The organism is Mycoplasma razini, assembly GCF_048076865.1.
Classification (GTDB): Bacteria; Bacillota_I; Bacilli_A; order Mycoplasmatales; family Metamycoplasmataceae; genus Mycoplasmopsis.
In genome coordinates this window covers 763,945-786,998 of the sequence record NZ_CP182212.1, presented here as the reverse complement: position 1 = coordinate 786,998, position 23,054 = coordinate 763,945, and the positions used below count along the sequence as shown (strand labels likewise).

Annotated in this window: 19 protein-coding genes; 15 read left to right on the top strand and 4 right to left on the bottom strand. The window is 28.6% G+C overall.

Features of this window, described 5'->3' with window-relative positions:
• Positions 1-73 precede the first annotated feature (73 nt).
• From ileS to rpmA, 6 genes are all read left to right on the top strand, one after another.
• A complete protein-coding gene (gene ileS, locus ACM0L0_RS03080) occupies positions 74-2,737 on the top strand; it encodes an isoleucine--tRNA ligase (RefSeq protein WP_416738511.1) in 2,664 nt (887 codons plus the stop codon).
• A 4-nt stretch (positions 2,738-2,741) separates the two neighbouring features.
• Positions 2,742-3,395 carry a signal peptidase II gene (locus ACM0L0_RS03075; protein WP_416738510.1) on the top strand — a complete coding sequence of 218 codons (654 nt, stop codon included), beginning with the start codon at positions 2,742-2,744 and terminating at the stop codon, positions 3,393-3,395.
• Between the two features lie 47 nt (positions 3,396-3,442).
• Positions 3,443-4,843, top strand: coding sequence for a YitT family protein (locus ACM0L0_RS03070; protein WP_416738509.1), 1,401 nt, complete (start codon positions 3,443-3,445; stop codon positions 4,841-4,843).
• Between the two features lie 65 nt (positions 4,844-4,908).
• Complete coding sequence (locus ACM0L0_RS03065) at positions 4,909-5,151, top strand: hypothetical protein (RefSeq protein WP_416738508.1); 243 nt, start codon at positions 4,909-4,911, stop codon at positions 5,149-5,151.
• Between the two features lie 116 nt (positions 5,152-5,267).
• A complete protein-coding gene (gene rplU, locus ACM0L0_RS03060; RefSeq protein ID WP_416738507.1) occupies positions 5,268-5,567 on the top strand; it encodes a 50S ribosomal protein L21 in 300 nt (99 codons plus the stop codon).
• Between the two features lie 7 nt (positions 5,568-5,574).
• Positions 5,575-5,835 (top strand): 50S ribosomal protein L27, encoded by a 261-nt coding sequence (gene rpmA / locus ACM0L0_RS03055; protein WP_416738506.1) that lies wholly within the window; start codon positions 5,575-5,577, stop codon positions 5,833-5,835.
• A gap of 39 nt (positions 5,836-5,874) precedes the next feature.
• On the opposite strand, the gene ACM0L0_RS03050 is transcribed toward rpmA, so the two are convergent.
• Positions 5,875-6,603, bottom strand: coding sequence for a hypothetical protein (locus ACM0L0_RS03050; RefSeq protein WP_416738505.1), 729 nt, complete (start codon positions 6,601-6,603; stop codon positions 5,875-5,877).
• 174 nt (positions 6,604-6,777) lie between these two features.
• Here ACM0L0_RS03050 and ACM0L0_RS03045 point away from each other — a divergent pair, with 174 nt between their 5' ends.
• The 4 genes from ACM0L0_RS03045 to ACM0L0_RS03030 all read left to right on the top strand — a co-directional run bounded on the left by ACM0L0_RS03045 (position 6,778) and on the right by ACM0L0_RS03030 (position 12,454).
• Positions 6,778-7,815 (top strand): NAD(P)-dependent oxidoreductase, encoded by a 1,038-nt coding sequence (locus tag ACM0L0_RS03045; RefSeq protein ID WP_416738504.1) that lies wholly within the window; start codon positions 6,778-6,780, stop codon positions 7,813-7,815.
• Positions 7,793-8,935 (top strand): aquaporin, encoded by a 1,143-nt coding sequence (locus tag ACM0L0_RS03040; RefSeq protein WP_416738503.1) that lies wholly within the window; start codon positions 7,793-7,795, stop codon positions 8,933-8,935. Before ACM0L0_RS03045 ends, ACM0L0_RS03040 begins: the two co-directional genes overlap by 23 nt.
• Before the next feature lie 107 nt (positions 8,936-9,042).
• A complete protein-coding gene (locus ACM0L0_RS03035) occupies positions 9,043-10,254 on the top strand; it encodes a hypothetical protein (protein WP_416738502.1) in 1,212 nt (403 codons plus the stop codon).
• Between the two features lie 70 nt (positions 10,255-10,324).
• Positions 10,325-12,454 carry a Tex-like N-terminal domain-containing protein gene (locus ACM0L0_RS03030; RefSeq protein WP_416738501.1) on the top strand — a complete coding sequence of 710 codons (2,130 nt, stop codon included), beginning with the start codon at positions 10,325-10,327 and terminating at the stop codon, positions 12,452-12,454.
• Positions 12,455-12,518: 64 nt separating this feature from the next.
• On the opposite strand, the gene ACM0L0_RS03025 is transcribed toward ACM0L0_RS03030, so the two are convergent.
• Positions 12,519-13,289, bottom strand: coding sequence for an MAG0110 family membrane protein (locus ACM0L0_RS03025; RefSeq protein ID WP_416738500.1), 771 nt, complete (start codon positions 13,287-13,289; stop codon positions 12,519-12,521).
• A 99-nt stretch (positions 13,290-13,388) separates the two neighbouring features.
• On the opposite strand from ACM0L0_RS03025, the gene ACM0L0_RS03020 reads away from it, so the two are divergent.
• The 4 genes from ACM0L0_RS03020 (at position 13,389) to ACM0L0_RS03005 (ending at position 17,808) form a co-directional block, all read left to right on the top strand.
• A complete protein-coding gene (locus ACM0L0_RS03020) occupies positions 13,389-14,705 on the top strand; it encodes an aminopeptidase C (RefSeq protein ID WP_416738499.1) in 1,317 nt (438 codons plus the stop codon).
• A 140-nt stretch (positions 14,706-14,845) separates the two neighbouring features.
• Entirely contained in the window at positions 14,846-16,144 is a 1,299-nt protein-coding gene (locus ACM0L0_RS03015) for a potassium channel family protein (protein ID WP_416738498.1), read from the top strand.
• A gap of 11 nt (positions 16,145-16,155) precedes the next feature.
• The gene (locus tag ACM0L0_RS03010) at positions 16,156-16,983 is read left to right on the top strand and encodes a deoxyribonuclease IV (protein WP_416738497.1); all 828 of its coding nucleotides are present in this window, start codon (positions 16,156-16,158) and stop codon (positions 16,981-16,983) included.
• Positions 16,984-17,226: 243 nt separating this feature from the next.
• Positions 17,227-17,808, top strand: a complete 582-nt coding sequence (locus tag ACM0L0_RS03005; RefSeq protein ID WP_416738496.1) for a hypothetical protein — start codon at positions 17,227-17,229, stop codon at positions 17,806-17,808.
• Between the two features lie 122 nt (positions 17,809-17,930).
• On the opposite strand, the gene ACM0L0_RS03000 is transcribed toward ACM0L0_RS03005, so the two are convergent.
• Together ACM0L0_RS03000 and ACM0L0_RS02995 are read right to left on the bottom strand one after the other, a co-directional pair.
• Positions 17,931-21,386: a lipoprotein 17-related variable surface protein gene (locus tag ACM0L0_RS03000; RefSeq protein ID WP_416738495.1), complete on the bottom strand. Its 3,456-nt coding sequence runs from the start codon at positions 21,384-21,386 to the stop codon at positions 17,931-17,933.
• A gap of 61 nt (positions 21,387-21,447) precedes the next feature.
• Entirely contained in the window at positions 21,448-22,347 is a 900-nt protein-coding gene (locus ACM0L0_RS02995) for a hypothetical protein (protein ID WP_416738494.1), read from the bottom strand.
• A 455-nt stretch (positions 22,348-22,802) separates the two neighbouring features.
• Here ACM0L0_RS02995 and rpmG point away from each other — a divergent pair, with 455 nt between their 5' ends.
• Positions 22,803-22,955, top strand: a complete 153-nt coding sequence (gene rpmG / locus ACM0L0_RS02990; protein WP_078747366.1) for a 50S ribosomal protein L33 — start codon at positions 22,803-22,805, stop codon at positions 22,953-22,955.
• Positions 22,956-23,054: the final 99 nt, after the last annotated feature.

Here is a 23,054-nt window from a genome sequence, read left to right as displayed (position 1 = left end):
AAAAAAATGTTAATAAAATAGAGGAATTTTATTTTATTTTTAATAAAATTTTCATAATGAAAGGATAATAACAATGGATTACAAAAAAACACTCAATATGCCTAATACAGCATTTGAAATGAGAGCTAATCTTACTACAAAAGAACCTCTATTCAGAGAACAAATGTTAAAAAACCAAGTTTATAAAAAAGTACTTGAATTACATAAAAATGATCCTCATTTTATTTTACATGATGGTCCTCCTTACGCTAATGGCGATATTCACGTAGGTCATGCTTTAAACAAAATTCTTAAAGACTTTATTGTTAGATACAAAACCTTAAGTGGATACTATTCACCATATGTTCCTGGTTGAGATACACATGGATTACCTATTGAACACAAAATGCTTCAAGAAATGAATGTCTCAAAAGATGAATTAGATCCAGTTACATTACGTAAAAAAGCGCATGCTTACGCTTTAAGTCAAGTTGAAAGACAAAAGGCTCAATTTGTTCAACTTCAAATGTTTGCTGACTTTGAAAAAATATATGTTACACTTGCACCAGAATATGAAGCAAAACAACTAGAAGTGTTTGCTAAAATGATGCTTGATGGTTTAGTTTATAAAGGATTAAAACCAATTTACTGATCACCATCTTCACAAAGTGCACTAGCTGAAGCTGAAGTTGAATATCAAGATGTTAAAAGCCCTTCTATTTATGTCAAAATGCATGTTAAGCAATCTGACTTTGCAAAAGTACAAGCTGGAGATAGCTTTATTGTTTGAACTACTACACCTTGAACATTAATTGCAAATGCTGGAGTAGCTTTAGGTAGAGATATTGAATACGTTGTATTTAAACATGATGGAAGAAGATATGTAATGGCTAAAGACTTATATCAAGACTTTGTTGATAAAATTAATTGAGAAAGCGAAATTGTTGACTCATTTTATGGTCAAGAAATTGAAAATAAAGAAGTCTTTTATTTAACTCCTATTTTACATAAATTAGCACCAGCTGTCATTGGACACCATGTTACAAATGAATCTGGTACAGGTATTGTTCATATTGCTCCAATGTTTGGGGAAGATGATTTCATGATCGGATTAAAAAACAATCTTGAAAACATTATGCACGTGTCAGATAAAGGATACATTGAAAATACTAATACACAATTTGATGGTAAATTTTATGCTGATGCTAATAAGGAAATTTCAGAGTTTTTAGGTGATGATTTAGTTCACTTCCAATGAGTAAAACACTCATATCCACATGATTGAAGAACACACCAACCAATTATTTTTAGAGGGACACCTCAATGATTCGTTTCAATTGATAAAATTAGAAACCAAATCTTAGAACAAATTGACACTGGAGTTAACACTTATCCAGAATGAGCAAAACGCAGACTATTCCAAATGATTGAAAATAGACATGATTGAACTATTTCGCGTCAAAGAACATGAGGATTACCATTAATTATCTTTTACGATGCTAATGGTGAAGCAATTGTTGATAAAGAACAATTTGACCACATTATAAACCTAGTAAAACAACACGGTAGTGACATTTGATGAGAATGAGACACAGAAGCTTTATTATTACCTAAATATCAAGGTCAAAACTTTACTCGTGAAATGGATATCATGGATGTTTGATTTGACTCTGGAGTTTCATCAGTAGCTGCAAATATTGCTCCTAATGTTGCTTCACCTTATGATCTTTACTTAGAAGGAATCGATCAATACAGAGGTTGATTTAACTCTTCAATTATTACTTCTGTAGCTTATAAAGGAGTAACGCCATACCGTAATTTAATCTCACATGGATTTGTGCTTGATGGTAAGGGTGAAAAGATGTCTAAATCAAAAGGAAATATAGTTGCCCCAGTTGATGTAATTCAAAAACGTGGTGCTGATATTTTACGTCTTTGAGTAGCAAATAGTGAATATACAAACGATGTTTCAATTTCAAATGAGATCTTAGACCAAAATACTGAAATCTACCGTAAAATACGTAATACAATAAAATTTATTTTAGGTAACTTAGATGGTTACTCATACCAAGCAAATACAGCTAGAACAGGAATTCATCTATACATTAAAGAACAATTAAATAAATTAAAAGCTGATGTATTTGCTGCATATGATGAATACAAATTTATTAACGTAATTAAATTAATCAATAATTACATTGTTGACTTATCCTCTTTTTATCTTTCAGTAACTAAAGACATCTTATACATTAGAGAATTTAATGATGCTGAAAGACTTATGGTTCTTGCTAACTTATATGAAATTTTAGATTTCTTATTAATGGCTTTAGCACCTATTTTACCAACTACAATTGAAGAAGCATATTCACACTTTAATAAAGTTCAAAAACATGAATCAATCATGTTTGAAGGATATGATAAAAACTTTAGTGTAGATCAAAAAGTTTTAGAGCAATTTAATGAATTCTTCGACTTACGTAGCAAAGTTAATGTCTTAATTGATGAAGCAACTAAAAATGGTTTAATTAAGCGGTCAAATGAAGTAGCCTTAATCTTACCTCAACAATCAGAATTCATTAATTCACTTGATTTAAAAACCTTATTAATGGTTGGAAAAATAGTGCCTGGAAGTGAATTGAAACTTGAAACATTTAATTCGGTTAAATGTGCTAGATGTTGAAATCACTTCACAGCTGAAGAAATGCATGACGACTTATGTCCTCTTTGTTTTGAAATAATTTCTAAAATAGTAGAATAATACTATGAGTAAATTACAATCACATTGAACAAATTATCAAAAATACTTCAAAAGTAATTGAAAAAAGATTATTGCAGGTTATGCAATTTTGTTATCAGCCTTCTTTATCTTTTTTGCAATTGATCAAGTTACTAAAACCTTATTATTCTATCACGTAGATGTAAATGCAATGGAAGCTGCTGGGAAAAATACTTGACATATAAATGATGGCGCACTAAACAACATTAATCCTGAGTATATTTTTCCAAGTAAAGACCATTGAACAGTCTATGGTGGAATCTTTGGAATTAGAAGTATTTGACATAAAGGTGTTACTTTCTTAACTACAAATAATATAAGCTTTATTCAAACTGTTAGCTTTATTATTGCGATATTTATCTTACTAGTACCTTTATACCCATCAAAAAGAACTTTATTATACTGTGCCTTCTTTGGAATCTTGCTTGCTGGTGATTTAGGCAATGCGACTGATAGAGTTGCTTTTAGTGGCTATGTCAAAGACGAATTCTTCTTACCTTGATTAGACAGAGGAACATTCAATTTTGCTGATCTAACTGTCTTCCTTGGAGTAATTTTAATTATGTGTACAATAGTTGTAACAACTATTACAGAAATTATTAAAGAAAAGAAAGAAAAAACAACTAATACTGAATCATAGTTATAAAAACTATGATTTTTCTTTTCAAAATGTTGTAAAATTAAGCAATGATGAAGCAAACTAATTCAAATGAGACCAAACACAAATTTAAGTATCCTACTTCAAATGACAAGGTACGCAGAAAAATTTGAAAAGAAATGGTAAACAAAAAAGTAAATAATAATTTTTATCCCGTTGGACATGATTCTAACTCACTAATTAATACTGAAAAAGTTATCTGTGAAGAAGAATACTTAAAATACAAAATGGGTAAATATTTATTAAACAACACCAAGAATACTAAGAAATTAAGCTTTAAAGAATCAGTAAAAAGAAATTGATTTAAATTTGTTTTACTTTTTTTAGCTGCCTTTGTATTTAACTTTGGAATTCATATTTTCTTAGCCAAATCAGATACTATCCCTTCTGGAATTACAGGGATACCGACGATCTTGCAATATTTATTCCCAGTGTTACGTTCATACTTTGCATTGATTTATTTTGCTTGCAACTTACCTTTATTTTTAATCTTTTGAAAGAAAGTAAAACGCAGTTTCTTAATTTATACACTAGTTTTCATGCTCTTTTTACAGGTCACTAACTTTATTTTCACACAACATGATGTACATGTGTTCTTATTTGAAAAAATTAATTTTGTACATAATGATTTTAATGACTATAAATTAATATACAACAATGATTTAAAAGAATTAAGAGTGATTGAAGCAACTGATACGCTTCCAAGTTCTGAATGATTACAAGTTCCACTAAATAAAGTCTTTGATTATTTAGAAAATAATGTGCCATTGAGTTCTGATATTCCAATGAATGTAATTAATTCTTTAACACTTGAACAAACTAACCAACTTGTATGATATGCTAATGGCGAAACTTGACCAATTCTTCTTTATGGATGCATTGGAGCAGCTTTCATTGGGGTTGGAATTGCTCTTTCATGAAAAGCGGGTGGATCAACAGGTGGAACAGATATTATTGCTTACTTCTTCTCAACTAAATACAAAAAGAGCGTTGGTGGAATTCTAGCAACTGTTGCTTTCTTTACAGCTTGTGCCTTCTTAATTATTTATGGGTTTGTAAGACCTAATGTGAATGGTGAAATCTTTGGAATGAGAGAATTATCAACCTTTGCTTACTTACTTGTAACAAACTTTGTAGTAAGTCTTTTATATCCAAAATACAAGAAAGTTAAATTAACTATTATTTCAAGCGAACCTGAAAAAGTAATTGCCTACTTTAAACTAATTAATTACTGACACAGTTATAGACTAGTTAGATTTAAATCAGGTTACACAGGAAAATACTCATACAAAATTGAAACTGTAGCTTTATTACTTGAAACTAAAAATATTATTAATGATTTAAAACTGGTTGATCCAAACATTTGAATTTCAACGCTTTCAGTACGTAGTGTTAATGGATCATTCAATACAGAATTCGTAGAACAATAGTTTCTATTGTTCTTTTTTTGTCCACTTTATTAAAGAAATTATTTATATAATGAAAGGAGGTTTGTATGAAATTAAATGAGTTAGAAAAAATTGAAACTAATCAACTTAGTAACGTAACTCCTGGTATTGGTATTACTGCTATTTTATCAGTTACTGCTTCAGTTATTGGTGTTGTTTCACAATTTGTCAGCCTGTTTAAATCTTTTAAGTCTACCTCAGGGTCTTATAAAACAAAAGATGCAGAATATAAATGAGATAATGATGAAAAAAATTCTCCAAAAATCTTAGAAAATTACATTTTATTTTAACTTTTTATTTTTATTAAAGAGGGTATAATATGCATGTTACTTCAAGTAACCGTACTGAAAAGGTTATTAAGTGCATATGCCACCTTAAAGACGAGCCACTATTTTGGAGGTATTGCATGTTAGCAATTATCGAAACAGGTGGGAAACAACTTTTAGTTAAAGAAGGTCAAACAATCTTCATCGAAAAAATCGAAGGTGAAGAAAACTCAGAAGTAAAATTTGACAAAGTTTTACTTGTTGATGACAAAATTGGTAGACCATACTTAGAAGGTGCTGTCGTAACAGGAACTATCGAAAAACAAGGTAAAGCGAAAAAAATCGTTGTTTATCGTCACAATGCGAAATCTACTCACAAGAGAAAACTTGGACATCGTCAACCATATACACGTGTTAAAATCACAGGAATTGCAGGTTAATTAGACTATGGCACATACGAAAGCCGGTGGATCTACTCGTAACGGGCGTGATTCACACTCAAAACGTCTAGGTGCTAAGTTAGGTGATGGACAATTCGCAACAGCAGGATCAATCATTTATCGTCAAAGAGGAACAAAAATCTTCCCTGGACAAAATGTTGGTCGTGGTGGAGACGATACTTTATTTACAAAAATCGATGGTTATGTAAAATACGAAAGCAGAAGAAACAGAAAGTATGTTTCAGTATACCCTGAAAAACAAAATTAATATATTATAAAATGTGCTCCTTATGGGCACATTTTTTCTTTATATGCATTCTGAAATTTTAGTAATATAGTTTGCACCACTTTTAATTAAAATATCATTACCATCATTTGCTTGTGTGCTAGGAAAACAATTAATTTCTTTTCCAACATCATTAAAATAATTTATAAGATTAAAGGCTTTAGAATTTTCTAATAAAGAAAAAGCTACTAATTGTGTGGATAAAATAGATGCAATAATATTAGCTTCTTTAAAATAATGTCTTTTTGGATGAACACCTAGTGGATATTGTGTAATAAACAATTCATTATTTAAGTTAGCTTGTGCATAACTAATTTTATCAAGCCCTTCTTTTAAAATGTGGATAACTTTCCCGTTATTTTCACGAAATAGCTGAATAATTTCTTTTTCAGATTCATAATCATTTGTTACTAGTACACAGTTATTAACAAGTGTTTTAATATTTTGATCTAAGTAGGAATCTGTTATTTGATTTTTAATTTCATCAACTAAATAAAGTCGATGTTTATAAGTTAATAATTTATCATTCCCTTTAAAATATAAAACATATGGTGGATAACGCAAGATGTTAAAATCACTTGGATAGTTTTCATCTAAGATGGTGTAATATTGAACTCCACTGTCTGCATAAAGCTGTTTTCATTCTAACAATTGCTTGCGACTTAATTGCTTAAAGTTCTTTACTTCACGGAAGATTAAGTAGGAATCTCCTTTGTGCTTATTTGATGCATAAAATAATAAGTCATTCATATTTACCTCCACTATATAAATTATTTTTTTAGGTAAATGAACAAAAAGTGGAAAAAATGCATGTTTTAAAACTTTTAAGCCTTATATATAGTTGTCTTAAATGTTTTCTATTTTATTCTAAAATATTATAATATACACAAAATAAACTTATTTAATATTATAGTAGGAGAAAATATGAAAATAGCTTTCTTTGATTCTAAAGACTATGATGTAAAGTCATTCGACAAATACAACAATGGAAGACATGAAATTACATTCTTTAAAGAAAACCTTAACCTTGATACAGTGAAATTAGCTCAAGGCTATGACGCTGTTTGTGGATTTGTTAATACATACGGAGATAAAGTTATCTTAGAAGTATTAGCAAAAATGGGAGTTAAATACTGATTCCAAAGATCAATGGGATACAACAAAATCGATGTTGCTAAAGCTAATGAATTAGGAATTGAAGTATTTAGAATTTTTAACTATTCAGCAGAAAGTATTGGTGAATTTGCTTTTGCAGGAATGTCTGCATTAAACAGAAATTTACTAATTGCTAACTCAAGAGTTCAAAAATACAACTTCTCACTAAATGGATTAGATGGTAAATGTATTGGTAACTCAACAATTGGGGTTATCGGATCAGGGAAAATTGGTCAAACATTTATCAGAATAGCAAAAGCAACAGGTGCTAGAGTTTTAGTATTTGATGCCTTTGCTAGAGATAATTTCCCACAACTTGCTGAACAATTTGGTTTTGAATTCGTTTCATTAACTGAATTACTACAACAAAGTGATTTCATTTCAATTCACTGTCCTTTACTACCATCAACAAGATACTTAATTGATGAAGCAGCTATTAGCACTATGAAAGATGGTGTGATTGTAGTAAATACAGCTAGAGGTGAAATTGTTGATTTAAAAGCAATGATTAATGGTCTTAAATCAGGAAAAGTTCGTGGATTTGCTACTGACGTTCTTGAAAGAGAAGAAGGTAGATTTTACGAAGACGTTTCAGCACGTATAACTGAATTAAAAGCTATGGATCCAGAATGAAAAGAATTAATCGAAATGGATAATGTTTTAATTACTTCTCACCAAGCTTACTTAACAGACTTAGCATTAAGCCAAATTGCCTTGGCAACACTTGAAAATGCTGACAATGCAGAAAAAGGAGATTTCTCTAAAGCACTAAGAGTGTTAGAGAATGGAAAAATACAAAATGGATAATAAAGTAACCATACAAGATGATTATTTAAATACCCAGACTAGTTTAACTAAAAAACAAAAAGTAATTGAATTTTTTAAAGACCTCTTTAGTTTCTTTAAATTAAAACCATCTAAAAGAATGGAAGCACAAAAACCATGTGATTTTAAAACCTGAATGGTACATGGTATATCAGAATTTATAGGAACAATTCTTATTTCCTTAGGACTTGCAGGTCTTTCAATTTACACCTCTTCAGGTGCGGTTGCAGAATCATACTTGTTACACCCAATCATCGTTGGATTTTACGCAGGATTTATCGTAGTTGGATTTTGTTTATTTGTCTTTCTACGTTGAAGCTGTGATTTAAACCCATCAGTTTCGTTATATAGATACTTAAATGGAACAAATGATGGATGATATACTACATACAAAATCTTTTGTCAAACTTTAGGAGCTTTTGCTGCTGGTTCATTAATTTACTGATGAGGTTCATTATCAGCTAAAGATGGATTAATTTCAAATGCACCGATTGGAGCAATTACTGCTGCTCAAAAATCATTTGTTGACTATTCTAAGTTAACAAGTGTAAACCAATTAATTGCAGCAGGATCAACTTGAATCTTCTTTATTGAGTTAGTTATGACTTCAATCTTATTATTCCCAATCTTCTCACCAAACATTAATAACAAATATCGTGATTTATACATTATGTTTATTATTTCACTATCTGTTTGAATGGGACTTTTAGGAGGGACAGCTGCAATTAACCCAGCTCGTGGAATGGCACAACAAATTCCAGCCTTATTCTTTGAAGGACGTGGAAGTGATGCATTATTTACAACTCCTTCTGTTAACCCATTAATTGACGGAAATGGATTATTTGACAAAACAAAATGACCTAACATGGACTTAGGGGCTTCAGGGATTGAAATTACAGAAAAAGACTTGTTAACAAAAACAGTTTGAAACTCAACTGTTAACGCAACAATAGCAATGGTTTTAGGTGATTTATTTGCACCTGTATTCTATTTATTTGTGCAAGGATTAACAAAAACTGTAGTTAACCCATTAGTAGTTCACATTATTAAATTCAAGAACTTTAGAAGTCAATCAATGATTGATCCAACACAGAAAAAATAATTTTTATTCAGAGCACTGCTCTGATTTTTTTTATCTTATTTTAAGTGGTAAAAAATTTTTTATCTTTGTAAGATATGAAAATTTATAAGGTGTATAATGCTTCTGTTATGAAGTCAAATATAAAAGATAAAATATCAGCTATAAATACAAGCATAAAAGAGAAGATTTCAGCAACTCCTTTAGGTGTTAATGGAGTAGCAGTCGGGACAATGGGGATTGCTAATACAGGTACTTTTTTACTTGATTTACTCTATAGACAATTAAAACTTGATTATTACAATATTAGATACATACAACTTGCCTTACAAATTCTTTGTATAAGTATTTGTATATTCTATATTTCTTTAACTTGTTTAAGATATATTATGAATAAAAAACAAATTTGAGAAGAAATTAAAATTCCACACGTTGCTGGAATGGTTGGGGTTCTTTTCTTAAGTCTTTGTATTCTAGGTAACTCTTTCGGATGAATTTATGCTAACTTTGTTCCGGATGCTAAAACCAGATATATCTTGCTAATAGGGCCAAACATTTTAGTATTTACTACAACATTATGTCAAATTTGTTACATGATCTTATTTATTAAAATTGTTTTAATTAAAAAAGAAGTTATGCGTGGTGAAGCATTTGCTTCTTGATTCGTTCCTTTAATTGGGCTTGGACTTTCAACAGCATATGCAAATGATTTAGGTGATTTAATCCCATTATATTACTGACAAATTATTTGATTTGTGGCCTTTGGAATGTTTTTAATTATGTATCCATTTGTATTCTACAAATTCTTATTTAAACCACACAGTCGTGAATCTGATATTCCATCTATGGCAATTTTCGCTTCACCTGCAAATATGCTTGCTAGTGGTTTCTTGGTTTCATTTAGTCCAAATCGTGGCGACTTAACAGTGATACCTAAAATTATGGGTGATTCAGATCACCTAACTATGACATTATTTAATAATGATGCATTTTTCCAAATTGTAACAATTATTCTATTTTGTTATGGTGCTGTCAGTGTAGCTCTTTACTACTCAATCTTAATTAAGTCATTAAAACTATGAAAATATAATTTATCTTGAACTTCATTAACCTTCCCTGCTTCTATTTCTGCTTCAGGAACAATTCACTTTGCTTTATTCTACTTTAACGAAGCAAGATTTGATGCAATTCGTATCACATTAATTGTTATAGGTTTAATATTGTTTACAACTTCCTTAATATTAACTGTCTTTGTTAATGTTAAATATGGAAAAATTATGTACAACATTTGAGTTAAAAATGAATTAAAACCTACACATAAAAATTTACAACCTACTAAATAGTAACTTGATATAATTAAATTAAGATGTTAAAAGCCCATTATGGGCTTTTATTAACAATATTGGAGGATATATGGATACACAAGCAATCAAACTTGTTGCAGAAGAATTAAATATAAAAACAAATCAAGTAGAAATTGTTTTAGAAATGCTTGCTGAAGGGGCTACAGTTCCATTCATTTCACGTTATAGAAAAGACAAAACTGGCGGGCTTGATGAAGAACAAATTTATCGTATTGAAGCATTATTTAAATACAAAAATGAATTACTTGATAGACAACAAGCAATTATCAAGATTTTGCAAGAAAAAGACTTACTTACTGAGGAATTAAAAGCTAAGATACTTTCTACAACTGTAAAAAGCGATCTTGAAGCACTTTATGAGCCATTTAAAGTCGGAAAAGTCACAAAAGCTTCAAAAGCAATTGCTTTAGGTTTAGAACCTTTAGCTAAAAGAATTTTTGAAAATAAATCACCTAATTTTGATCCTAAGATCGAAGCTAAAAAATATTTAACTGATGAAGTTGAAACAGTTGAATTTGCCTTGGAGCAAGCTAATTACATTATTGCACAATGAATTTCACAAGATTTCGAAATCAGAGAAAAAATCAAGTCTGACATTATGAAATTTGGTTCATTAGTGACAAAACAAAATCCTAAAGTAGAAGACGAAGGATTGAAATTTAAAAACTATTATGAATACTCAATTCCAATAAAATATGTCAAAAATCACAATATACTTGCAATTAACCGTGGTGAAAAACTTGGAATTTTAAAACTTAGTTTCACCTATAATGAAGGATTTTTAGAAACTATTATTCTAAAGAAAATTGATAAAACAAGAAATAATAAAAACAATATTATTGAAGCAGTAAAAGACAGCTTAAAACGTTTGATTCTGCCTAGTGTTGAAAGAGAAATCTTTTCTGATTTATTTTCAAAAGCTGAAGCTTCAAGTATTCAAATATTTGCTAACTCAGTTGAAAAATTATTACTTGCACCAGCAATCTCTGGTCACAGTATTTTAGCAATTGATCCAGCTTTTGTTAATGGATGTAAATTAGCTGCCTTAAATGAAAATGGTGATGTTTTAGAGATTAATAAGATATTCCCAAATAAACCACAAGAACGTATTGCTGAAGCTAATAAAATTACTTTAGACATGATAAAGAAACACGGAATTGACATAGTAGTTATTGGAAACGGAACAGCTTCTCGTGAAACAGAAGCATTTATAGCAAACTTAATTCAGAAAAATGGTCTCAATATCAAATATGCTATTGTATCCGAAGTTGGTGCCAGCGTATATTCTGCTTCAAAATTAGCTATCGAGGAATTTCCTAATTTACATGTTGAAGAACGTAGTGCTATTAATATAGGGCGTAAATTCTTAGACCCATTAAATGAATTAGTTAAAATTGATCCTAAATCAATTGGAGTTGGTCAATATCAACATGATGTAAATCAAAAAGAATTAGAGCATTATTTAGACTTCAAAGTACAAAAAGTAGTAAATGAAGTTGGAGTTGATTTAAACACAGCTACTAAACATATTTTAACTTTTATTGCAGGTCTTAGTCCTAAGAATGCTGAAAACATTATTGAATATCGTAATAATAAAGCTGATAAAAGCTTTAATTCTAGATTTGAACTTAAAAACATCAAAGGAATTGGTGAAAAAACATTTGAACAATGTATTGGTTTCTTAAGAATTTTTACTTCAGATAATTTCTTAGATAAAACAATTATCCACCCTGAATCTTATGCACTTGCATTAAATATTATTAATGATTATAATTTAAAACCAAGTGATCAAGGAATTGATGTTTCAGCCTTGGAAATAGATAAATTAGTTACACAATATAATTCAGATAAGTATTCAATTGAATTAATATTGCAAGCCTTAGCTACTCCAACTAAAAAAATCTTAGATGATAAACAAGGGTTTATTTTAAAAGACAGTATTACAAATGTAGAAGACTTAAAAGTGGGCTCAATTGTCTCAGGGACAGTTGAAAATATAACTGATTTTGGTGTCTTTATGTACATTGGAATTAAGCAAAGCTTATTTATTCACGTAAGTAATTTAAAACTAGAAGCTGGAAATACTATTTTTGATCAATATTATCCAGGTATGATATTAAAAGCTGAAATTATTGAAATTGACTTACAACGTAACCGTGTAAATGGAAAAGAACTTTAATTTAGATTAACTGAAAGTTATATAAAAAAAGCTGACAAGGATGTCAGCTTTTTTATAAACTTTTTTATTTTCTACCTGAATTTCCAGTCATTAAGGTAATTACATATCATAATAATTGTGCATATGAAATAAATAGCATCACACCTGATATAATGGCTTGTGATCACATTTCTTTGCCATCCATGTATTGAGCCATATCAGCTGTTCTACGAATTTGTCATCATTGAATAATCATGTTAATTGAGATTAATGCTGTACCAATTACAATTACATATCAATCTGCCCTAAAGACAAAGAATGATACTAAGAAAGTAATTATAAAGGCCACAAATAAAAATGATGAAAAGATTCCTAATGCTCTAATGTTAATTAAATTAAATAGTCCTAATATGGCAGCCACAATCATTACACCTGCTGGAATTAGCATAACCCCAATCATTTGTGGAATTAGGTTTCATGTAATTTCGGTTATATTGTATCTAACCATAAAATAGATATAAAAGGCAATTCCGATTACTATTCCATAAAACAGAATAATTATTGGGAATAGTAACAACTTAATAACATTATTCTTTATCGCACTTATAAACATCGTTATGATAAAGGTTAATACAAAAAGCACTATAAAAGTCACAGTCATAGCTGTAAAGTTATTGAGTGCTATTCTTTGAAATGATTCGGTACCAAATCAAACACTAAAAGCTGCAGCTATAGAAAGCATAGCAATAAGCCCAACTAAAAAGGTTGAAAGCATTACTGCATAAAATTGTGCACTAGAAGCTACGCTTTGACTTTCAAAGGCTTCTGCATGTCTTTGTTTTCTAGTAATATTCATACATTTATTTTATCATATTTGTTTACAACAAAAAAAGCATAATATTACCTTGAAATAATGAAAAAACTGTATCATATATAAGACTTAAAGGAGAATGAAATGGAATTAAAATTAGAAACATTAAATAAATTTGCTCAAAAGTTTGATGCAAAAGAAAATAATAAATTAATTCAAAATGCTGTAATCAAAAATGGCATTAAAAACACTTGCATTAACCATGAAGTTTTAATCAAACATGACTTTGTTTTCGATATTGAAACAACACTTGGAGATATAACATCTCAAAATTCTAGTGGTAGATGTTGAATTTTTGCTTCATTAAATATGGCTAGAGTAGCAGCTATGAAAAATTTAAATGTTAAATCATTTGAATTTTCACAAAATTACTTTGCTTTTTATGACAAGCTAGAAAAAGCAAATACCTTTCTTAATTTAGCAATCGAAAATATTGACAAAGACACAAATGATAGATTAATTTATCATTTAATTTCACGTTCAACTGCTACTGATGGTGGTTACTGAGAATGATTTGCTTCATTATTAAGAAAATATGGAGCTGTTCCAAAAAGCATCATGCCTGAAACAGCATTATCAGGAAATACTAATGAAATGAATCAACAAATTGACTTACATCTAAAACAAGGATACAATGTGCTAAAACAAATGCACAAACAAGGCAAAAGCTTAGAAGCTATGCACCAATATAGAGAAGAAGTTTTATTTGAGGTCTATGACATAGTGGCAAAATGTTTAGGACGTCCACCTAAAGTTTTCACATATGAATATAAAGACAAAGATGATAAATACCAAAAAGTTCAAAACGTTACACCAAAAGAATTTTTTGATAAATTTGTTGGAAGTGATTTTGATAATAAAGTTGACTTAATTCACGATCCACGTGATTTATATCCAACAGGAACAAAATATGTTCTTAAATACCAAAATTCAATTTATCAAGATAGTGAAGTTTCAATGATTAATGCACCATTAAATGTAATTAAAGAAGCTGTTATTGCATCATTAAAAGATAATGTGCCAGTTTGATTTGGATGTGATATTGATCCATTTATTGATAATAAATCAGGTGTTTTAGACCCAGAATTATACTTATATGATGAATTATTTACACCAGTAAATAATCTAAACAAAGCAGCTAGAGTTGATTTATTTAATTCTTCATTAAACCATGCAATGGCTTTTGTTGGAGTTAAAACTAACGAAGGTAAACCAGTTGCTTGAAAAGTGGAAAACTCTTGAGGTGAAAAATCTGGAAATAAAGGTGTTTACTCAATGTCTGATTCATGATTTGATGAATATAATTTCTCAGTAATCGTGGATCGCAAATACGTTGATCAAGCTTTATTAAAAGAAACAAATCCAAAAGTTTACCTTGAACTTTGAGAACCACTTGCTTAAGAATAATATTATGCATCAATTATTGATGCATTTTTTATTAACTTTTAGCCCAAGGTGCTAGATTTAAAACATTATTTTGCCATTTAAATAAAGTCAGGCAAGGAATTTTATAAAAGTTAAAACTTTTATAAAATATATATATGGAAACAATTAAGCTTAATTTAGAAAATAAAAATACTATTTTAAAAATTATTTCATTAATGACTTGATCTAATTCAACTATTCCAAGCTCATTAGCGAAAGAAAAGAAAAAAATTCGATTAATTACTTATTTATATGCAGGAATCATTTCTTTTGCATGTTTTGTTTCTTTCTTATCATTAATTCAAGTGCCAACTGAAAACATTAATGCATGAGGAAACTTCCTTGCTACAATGCAAATTATCACATTCTTTGTTTTTATAATAGATTACATTTTACACATGGTAACTTATCGCATCCATTATGCTGATACTAAAATGCCAATCTGAAGAGCCTGTTATAAATATGTCTTTTCATTTACAGGTATTATTATTCTATTTTGTATTTTAGCTTCATTTAATGCAGTTGAATATATGTTACCTACGAACCAACAAGGAAATTACAAAGATAGTGGTGCTGCTAAATTCTTTAGTGACATTAAATCTTTAACCATTTTTAAAATGATCCGTTTCTTCTTTGTTTTAACTTTATTTGCACCATTTCACATTATTGCTGAAGTGTTTAATCAACAAAGAAGAGTGCTTACATATGTCTTTATTTTAATTATAATTATGATTGTGCTCTTTGCTTTAATTATCTGAAACAATGAAGCTACTTATTTACGTAGTCAAAAAATTGAATACATTGCAACTCAAAGAACACTAAAGGATTCAGAAATATATAATTGATATCAACAAAATCGTAATTTAGCAGAATTAGCTAATAAAACTGGTGATGAGTTAAATTTAGCGCTTTATAAATATTTCACAGAATTAAAAAGCACAAATGATCTAACTGTTGCAAATATTCAATCAAATATTGCTGCATTAGGGAATGGATATGCAATTAACTTCTGAAATGCTATTTACTTCACAACAATTACATTAACAACAATAGGATATGGAGATTTTGTGCCACATGCTCCTGTAACCAAAGGAATTGTGACATTTATTTCATTAGTTTCAATTGCAATTATTGCAATCCCTTCAGGGCTTATTGCTGGGTCATTTTTAAATGAAATGCAAAAGCACTTTAAAAACAATACTGAAACTACACATATAAAAGCAAAAGAAAAAATAGGTGAAATTAAAGAAGAGGTCAAAGAAGCTTTAGCTGAAGCTAGTGCAAAAGAAATCATTATTAAACCTATTAAGAAAATGAAAACAAAAACTAACAATAATTCCGAAGTAGCAAAAACTGAAGATATATCAAACTCAAATTCAGTTGCAAATAACATTGAACAAGAAGATAAAAAATAAAGGAGATAAATATGATACTTTTAGGTTCACATGTGCCTTTTAAGGCACCAAATTATTTAGTTGAATCATGTGAAACATCAATTGCAAATGGTGCTAATACAATGATGATTTATTTAGGGGCTCCACAAAATGTACGTAGAGTAGAAACTGAAAAATATAACCTTAAGGAATATGAAGAAAAATATCAAGATAAAATTGCTAAGGAAAATGTAGTAGTACATGCTCCTTACATTGTTAACCCTTCTAATCCAGAAAAAAGTGCATTTGCAATAGATTTCTTAGTCCAAGAAATTGAAAGAATGAATTATGCTGGATTTAAATATTTAGTATTACACCCAGGAGCTAGTGTTGGACATCCTGTAGAAGAGGCCCTAGATACATTAGTGGATTCATTAAAAGAAATTCTATCACGTACAAAAGATGTAGTAATCTGTATTGAAACTATGTCAGGTAAAGGAAGTGAAGTAGGAATTAATTTTGAACAAATTGCACATGTCTTAAAATGAGTAGATCATGAAAGATTACAAGTATGTTTAGATACTTGTCATATTTGGGATGCAGGTTATGATATTCAAGAATATGAAGCTTTTAAACAAGAATTAAGAGATTGAGACCTTTTAAAACATATAAAAGTTATTCACTTAAATGATTCAAAAAACGAAGTTGCATCACATAAGGACAGACATGCAAATATAGGTCAAGGAACTATTGGTTTTGAAACATTACAAAAATTTGTATTTGATCCTGATTTTGATAATATTCCAATAATCCTTGAAACTCCAATTCCAGAAACTGGACCTATTTACAAAGAAGAAATCGCAATGTTGCTTAATAAATAACTGGTTAAGTCCAGTTTTTTATATAAAAACACCACAGTTTTTCACTATGGTGTAGGTTTATTATTATTTTTATTTACCTGAGATTTATACATGAATGTTTATAAAATTCAGTAATTTTTTATAAATATTTTTCAAATACTGTTATTTATTGTCTGGCAGAAATATTAGTTGTATATTCTGATGATAGTAGTTTAAACAAGAGTATTATAATATTAATGGACGCATATAATAATAGGAGAAAACATGAATAAACTAACTAAATTATTTATTGCTTTAGGAAGCATTGCTACAACAAGTATTTTACCATTAGCAGCAATGTCTTGCGTAAATGAAAACACAGATGATAAAAAAGCAAGTGACAAAAAAACAAATCCAGAAAGTAAAGAAATTACTATCCCAGAATTTAAAGAATATTCTGAATTTAGAAACTACATTGATGACAATATTAGCAAACCTTTATACATCATGATTAAAAACTTTCAACCTGGTGGTCATGTTGATGTTGCTAAAATTCAAAACATGGCTAAATTATATGTTGAACTATTAAAAAATAAAGAATATGGAGTTAGCCAAGATGAATTAAATAATTTTACTACAGGGTTTTCATTTAAATCATCTTACAATAAAGAAAATTACTCACCAGCAATGGTTCAAAAATTAAAAGAACAAGGTATGTGAGAAATACCCCATTTCTGAGAAGAAGGGGATTTTGATAAAATTTTTTTACCAATTGCTAATGGAGAAAATAAAAACATTAGCTTTTTAACATTAAATATTATTGATAACTTTATTACTCAAAGTCGTATTCGTTTTAGTATTGATTAAAAGTAGTATAAATACTGCTTTATATCACCCAACTATCAGCTAAAATATCTGAATTTATATCAGGTATTTTTTGTAAATTTTATAAAAACACCACAGTTTTTTACTGTGGTGTAGGCTTATTATTATTCTCCGTTACCTGAGATTTTATATGCAATAGATAATAAGTCGTTATACATTACATTTGCATAATTAATTCCAATTTTAAAAATTGGTTCTGTTGATTTATGGATTAAATTTTTAATGAATTCTGCTTCTTGACCAGATAATTTATAAGTTTGTAATAATTTTTCAACTAACTTATCAGCACTTTCAACATGGCGATCACTACTTCAAATATCAGCTCATTTTGATACTAATCATGTACGACCAGGTTTTAAAGTAGGCCATGTTTCTTTTGTCTTTTTATATCTTTCGCTTTCTTTATCTTCTTTTCCATCTACCATGTAATGTCAATCTCTTGATAGATAGAAATCTGAATAATTATTAAATACATTTAATATCAATTCATTTACTGCTGTTTTTAATTGTTCCTTATTAACATCTGTAGTAAAAGTATGTTGATCAATAGATTTATTAACATATTGGTTAATTGGATTTGTAAATACTTTGTGATTTGTTTTTAAATAATTAAAAATATTATCGAATAATGGTTGTAAATAATAACCATGAATCATTTTTGCAGCAGTTACAACTGTACCACCAAAGAACTTAACAGCAAATGAAAGACTTGCAGTAGGAGTTGTATAAATTCCACCATACATATCTGAAATGATATTTAAGTTGTTTTGTATATATAATAATTTATCTAACGTTTTAAATATATTTTTTAAGTGATCTTTTTCTGTTAATAGTGAGTTAAAGAAATCTTTTGCTGCAATAGTTGAAGCTATACTCATTTTGTCTTGAATTTCTGTAAATAGTTGTTCTTTTATTGAATTAAATAGTTGTTTTTTATTTTCAGGAATTTTTGTAGTTTTGGTTAATGCAATGTTATAAGTTGATTGAGCTTCTTTTACTTCTTTCACTAATTCTTGTTTATTAGTAGCTTTTATACTATCAAATATACTTGAGTCAAATAGTTTATCATAACTTCCTGTAGCTATATCTGAAGATATAACTTCTTCAAAGTTTTTCTTGGTACTTTTTAGCTTATATTGAACTGTAAATGAATGCGTTTCTTTTGAGGTATTCATTGATTGAGGAACAATACTAATTTGTGCTTCTTTTTTCTTGAATACTATTGAATTTAGTAATTCTACTGTTATTTCGTGTTCCATTTTATTGTCAAGTTTAGCAGAAATATCTGGATTTGATTTTCAATCAATTGTTTTTATAAATTGATTCAATTCTTCTCTAATTTTGTCTGCTTCTTTTACACGTTCAGTATATTTTTGATTATTTAAGAAACCAGTAACTTCAAAGTCTTTTGAATGAGAATATGATCCAATTTTTGCTGTAACAGCAATTACAACACTTCCTGTTTCATCATCAAATGATTTTATAGTAATTGTATTACTTGCTCTTTTTGTACTGAAAAATTTATATGATATTTCAAATAAAAGAGATGGGTCTTGAGTAATCATGCTTGGTTTTATTTTTTCAGCTAAACTATTTCCATAAGTTGTTTTTCGAATGCTAGATATATTATCATTGATATATTTTGGAAGGAATCTATTGGCAATTATTGGAATCATATCAATTTCAACATTTACAACTTTTGAAACTGCTGATTCATTCACGGTACTTTTTAATTGAATTCCAAATTTGAATTTAAAGATATCTTTTTCAAGATCAATATCATAACTGAAACTTTTGATCTCAATAGCAACTCCTGATATTTGTTTAACAATTAATGACTTAATTTTATCTGTGATTTGAATTGGCTCTTTCTCATTTTTTGATAAATAAGTCTTTTTAAATGTTGAATCATCATAAACACTAGCATCTAATGAAATGTTTGATGTATCTATGCTAAAGCTTGTAGCTAAGTTATTAACTTTTTCTTGTTCGTTTGTTAAGAAACCATCGATTTCTAAGGATTTAGCTGATGATTCCAATTCTCCAATTCCTGATTTAGTAGTTATTAATTTAAATGAAACATTTAATTTTCCAGTTTCATCATTTGGTGTAAAAATTAAGCTAATATTTGTATCAGCAGGTAAAGCATCTAAATTAAAATCAGTTTTAGAGATAGTGCTTGCTTTTGTTGTTTGCTTATTTACTGTTTCTAATAATAGTAAATTGAATTTTTCAATTTCAGATGCTAAGCGACCTTTTTCGGTATCAATTTCTTGTTGTTTTTGAGTGTAAAATCCTGTAATTTTTGCAACTTGTTCTTCGTTTGTTTCTACAATGTTGTTTGTTTTTGGATTTGTTTTTGAAACTGTATAAACAATTGAAGCTGTTCCATCAACATCATTTTTATTTACAGATTTAATTTTTACATTTAAAACTTCTTGAGAATTTACAACTGTATAATCTGCATCCATTGTTGATGATGGTAATATATGAGTATGGTCTTCATTATTTTTGTATTTAAAGGTAATTGGGTTGGCAACAATTTGAGCATGAAGTTGTTTTCTAAATGCATTGTCCATTTTATTTATAACTTGCCCATTGGTTAAAAATCCTGAAATTGTAATTGTTTTTTCAGCAGAAAATAATTCTGGATAAGTTAATGAGTTTAATTTAAATGTTACTTTTAAAGTACCATCTTGATCATTATGTTGTTTACTAATTACGATCCCTTTAGCATTTTGCAACCCTGTAAATACAATCTTTTCATTTTCTATTTGGCTTGCTTTAGTTTCGCTTTTATCAATTGTTTTATCAACAGCAAGTAGAGCAATAGAACTTAAATCAGCATTAAGTTGATTTTGTGCTTGTTCCTTATTAGCTTGTAAGGTAGTTTTAAACCCTTTTATAACGTGTGATTTCTTTGATGTGATATATTTAGTTGTTTTGTTTTGTAATTTGTAGTATATGTATAATTCACCCTTGTCATCACCAGGTACTAATTCAAATGTTGCCTCATATAAGTCTTTATTAAATTTAGTTAATGTAACAAAATCTTTTTTGAGAGCTTGACTAGGTAAGCTAGTTTTGTAATCAAAAGGTTTAACTACTAATTCAACTGTGGCTAAGGCTTCATCAGTTAAATTATTATCATTTTTAAAGCCTGAGATTTCAATGCTTTTAATTTCAGAATAAACTCATTTTTGATTTTCAGTATCTAAAGCTCTAACATAATATTTGACTTGTAAAGTTCCAGTTGTTTGATTAGGAACTAATTTATCAGCGAATTGGAAAATAAAATGTGGTTTTCTTTCTTTAATTGTAGGTGTCAGATCATTAAAAGTAATTTCTGATGGTAATTTTGCTAATAATCCTTGATCTTTTAAGGCTACTTTATAGTTATTTACTTCAGAATCTAATTGTGACTTAAGATCTGTCTTTTCTATTTGCACATTTTGCGAATTAGCATAAGTTCTTGCTGTGTCATTACACGAAACTGCAAGTGCTGTTAATGAGCATACTGGCAATAATGATAAGATAATTTTGCTTGTTTTCTTTTTCATAATAAAAAAGTTAATGTAAATAAGGTTACATTAACTTTTCCTTTCTTTTTATTTATACCAATTATTTGGCACTTGTTTTTGAATTGCTTGATGCTGTTAATGTATCAATTAGTGTTGCAAGTTCTTTAGAAGTCGAAACTAATAATTCAACGTTTGATTTAACTGCAGCTTCTAATGCTTCATATTTTAATTTTAAAACTGCTTTAACTGCGTTGTATTCAGTTTCAACTGGTAGTAATTCTTTGGCTTTAGCAGCAGCTTTTGTTTTTAATTCTGGCATTAAAGCTTTGAATTGTTCTAAAACTGCCATGCTTGCATTTCCTTCAATTTTCATTGCTTTTACTTTATTAGCAACTTCTTTAATTTCAGTATTAAAGAATGTTGTCATTCCATTAACAAATTTATCTAATGTTGTAATGTTTTTTGTAGTTTCATTTGTTTTTAATGATTCAAAAATTGCTTTTGCAACATCAGAAATTTCATCAGCTTTATTAATTAAGGTATCTGCTAGATCATCCTTAATTTGTGTCATTTTTTCTGCATTTAATGCATTTTTAACTCTTTCAAGTCCTGTACCTGTAGCTGTTGTAGCTAGTGAAGTTGTTAAGACATCAACAAGAGCTCTATTAAGTTTATTAGCTACTAAGTTGTATAGTTCTGCAACTTTTTTGTTGTGTTTAGCAGGTAAAACATCTTCTACAGCTTTTAATACTGCTAAGCTTTGAATAGCTAAATTTTCTGCTTCTTTATTTACGTGAGCGTCTAAAGCTGCTTTGTGAGTGTCAGATGTTAATGACTCTCTCACAGCTTTGTAAGCTTCAATAATAGGTGCTTTAACAGTTGCTGAAGCATCTACTTTGTCAACTGGTTTTTCTTCTGGTTGACATTGCGCAGCTACCATTGGAAGTGCTGCTACGCTAGTTAATCCTAGTGAAAAAATAATAGTTTTAAAGTTTTTCATATTTTTTTCTTCGTCCTTTTGTTTATTTAAGAATGATCGCTTTCAGGTGCGAACATTACTGTTGTGTGTTATTCTATAAATAATTGTATTGAAAAAACTTTAAATATTTATTTGTCAAACTAGAAAATTTATCCAAATAATTTTTTATGCACGATATTTGCAAATGCGCCTATTTTTTAGAATTAGAAATATGATTTTTATTTTGCTCTTTGTTTTAATTTTTACTATTAGCTAAAAAATTTTTTTAAATTTCACAGACTAAATTAGAAATTTTCCTAAAAAAGCACTTAAATTTGACAAAATCCTCTGTAATTTATTATAATAATATCTTAAGGATTTTTATTTATAGTAAAAAACTACCTTAACATTTGAAAATAATAAAAAAATTCAGTTTTTTTGCTATAATTGTAAAGAATTTTATTGATATCAATTAAAAAATAGAAAAGGAGCAAAATATGGCAAGAGAAGGTTATACATTAGTGTGCACAGAATGTAAAATGGAAAACTATATTTCTAAGAAAAATAAGAAAAACCATCCAGAAAAAGTTGAACTTTCAAAATACTGTTCAAAATGTAATGCTCACACAAACCACAAAGAAAAGAAATAATAATTCTTTTCAAATTTCCAATTCAGCTAATGCTGAATTTTTTTATTATGTAAACGAATTTACCACTTAGTAATATAATTTAGACACATAATATATAAA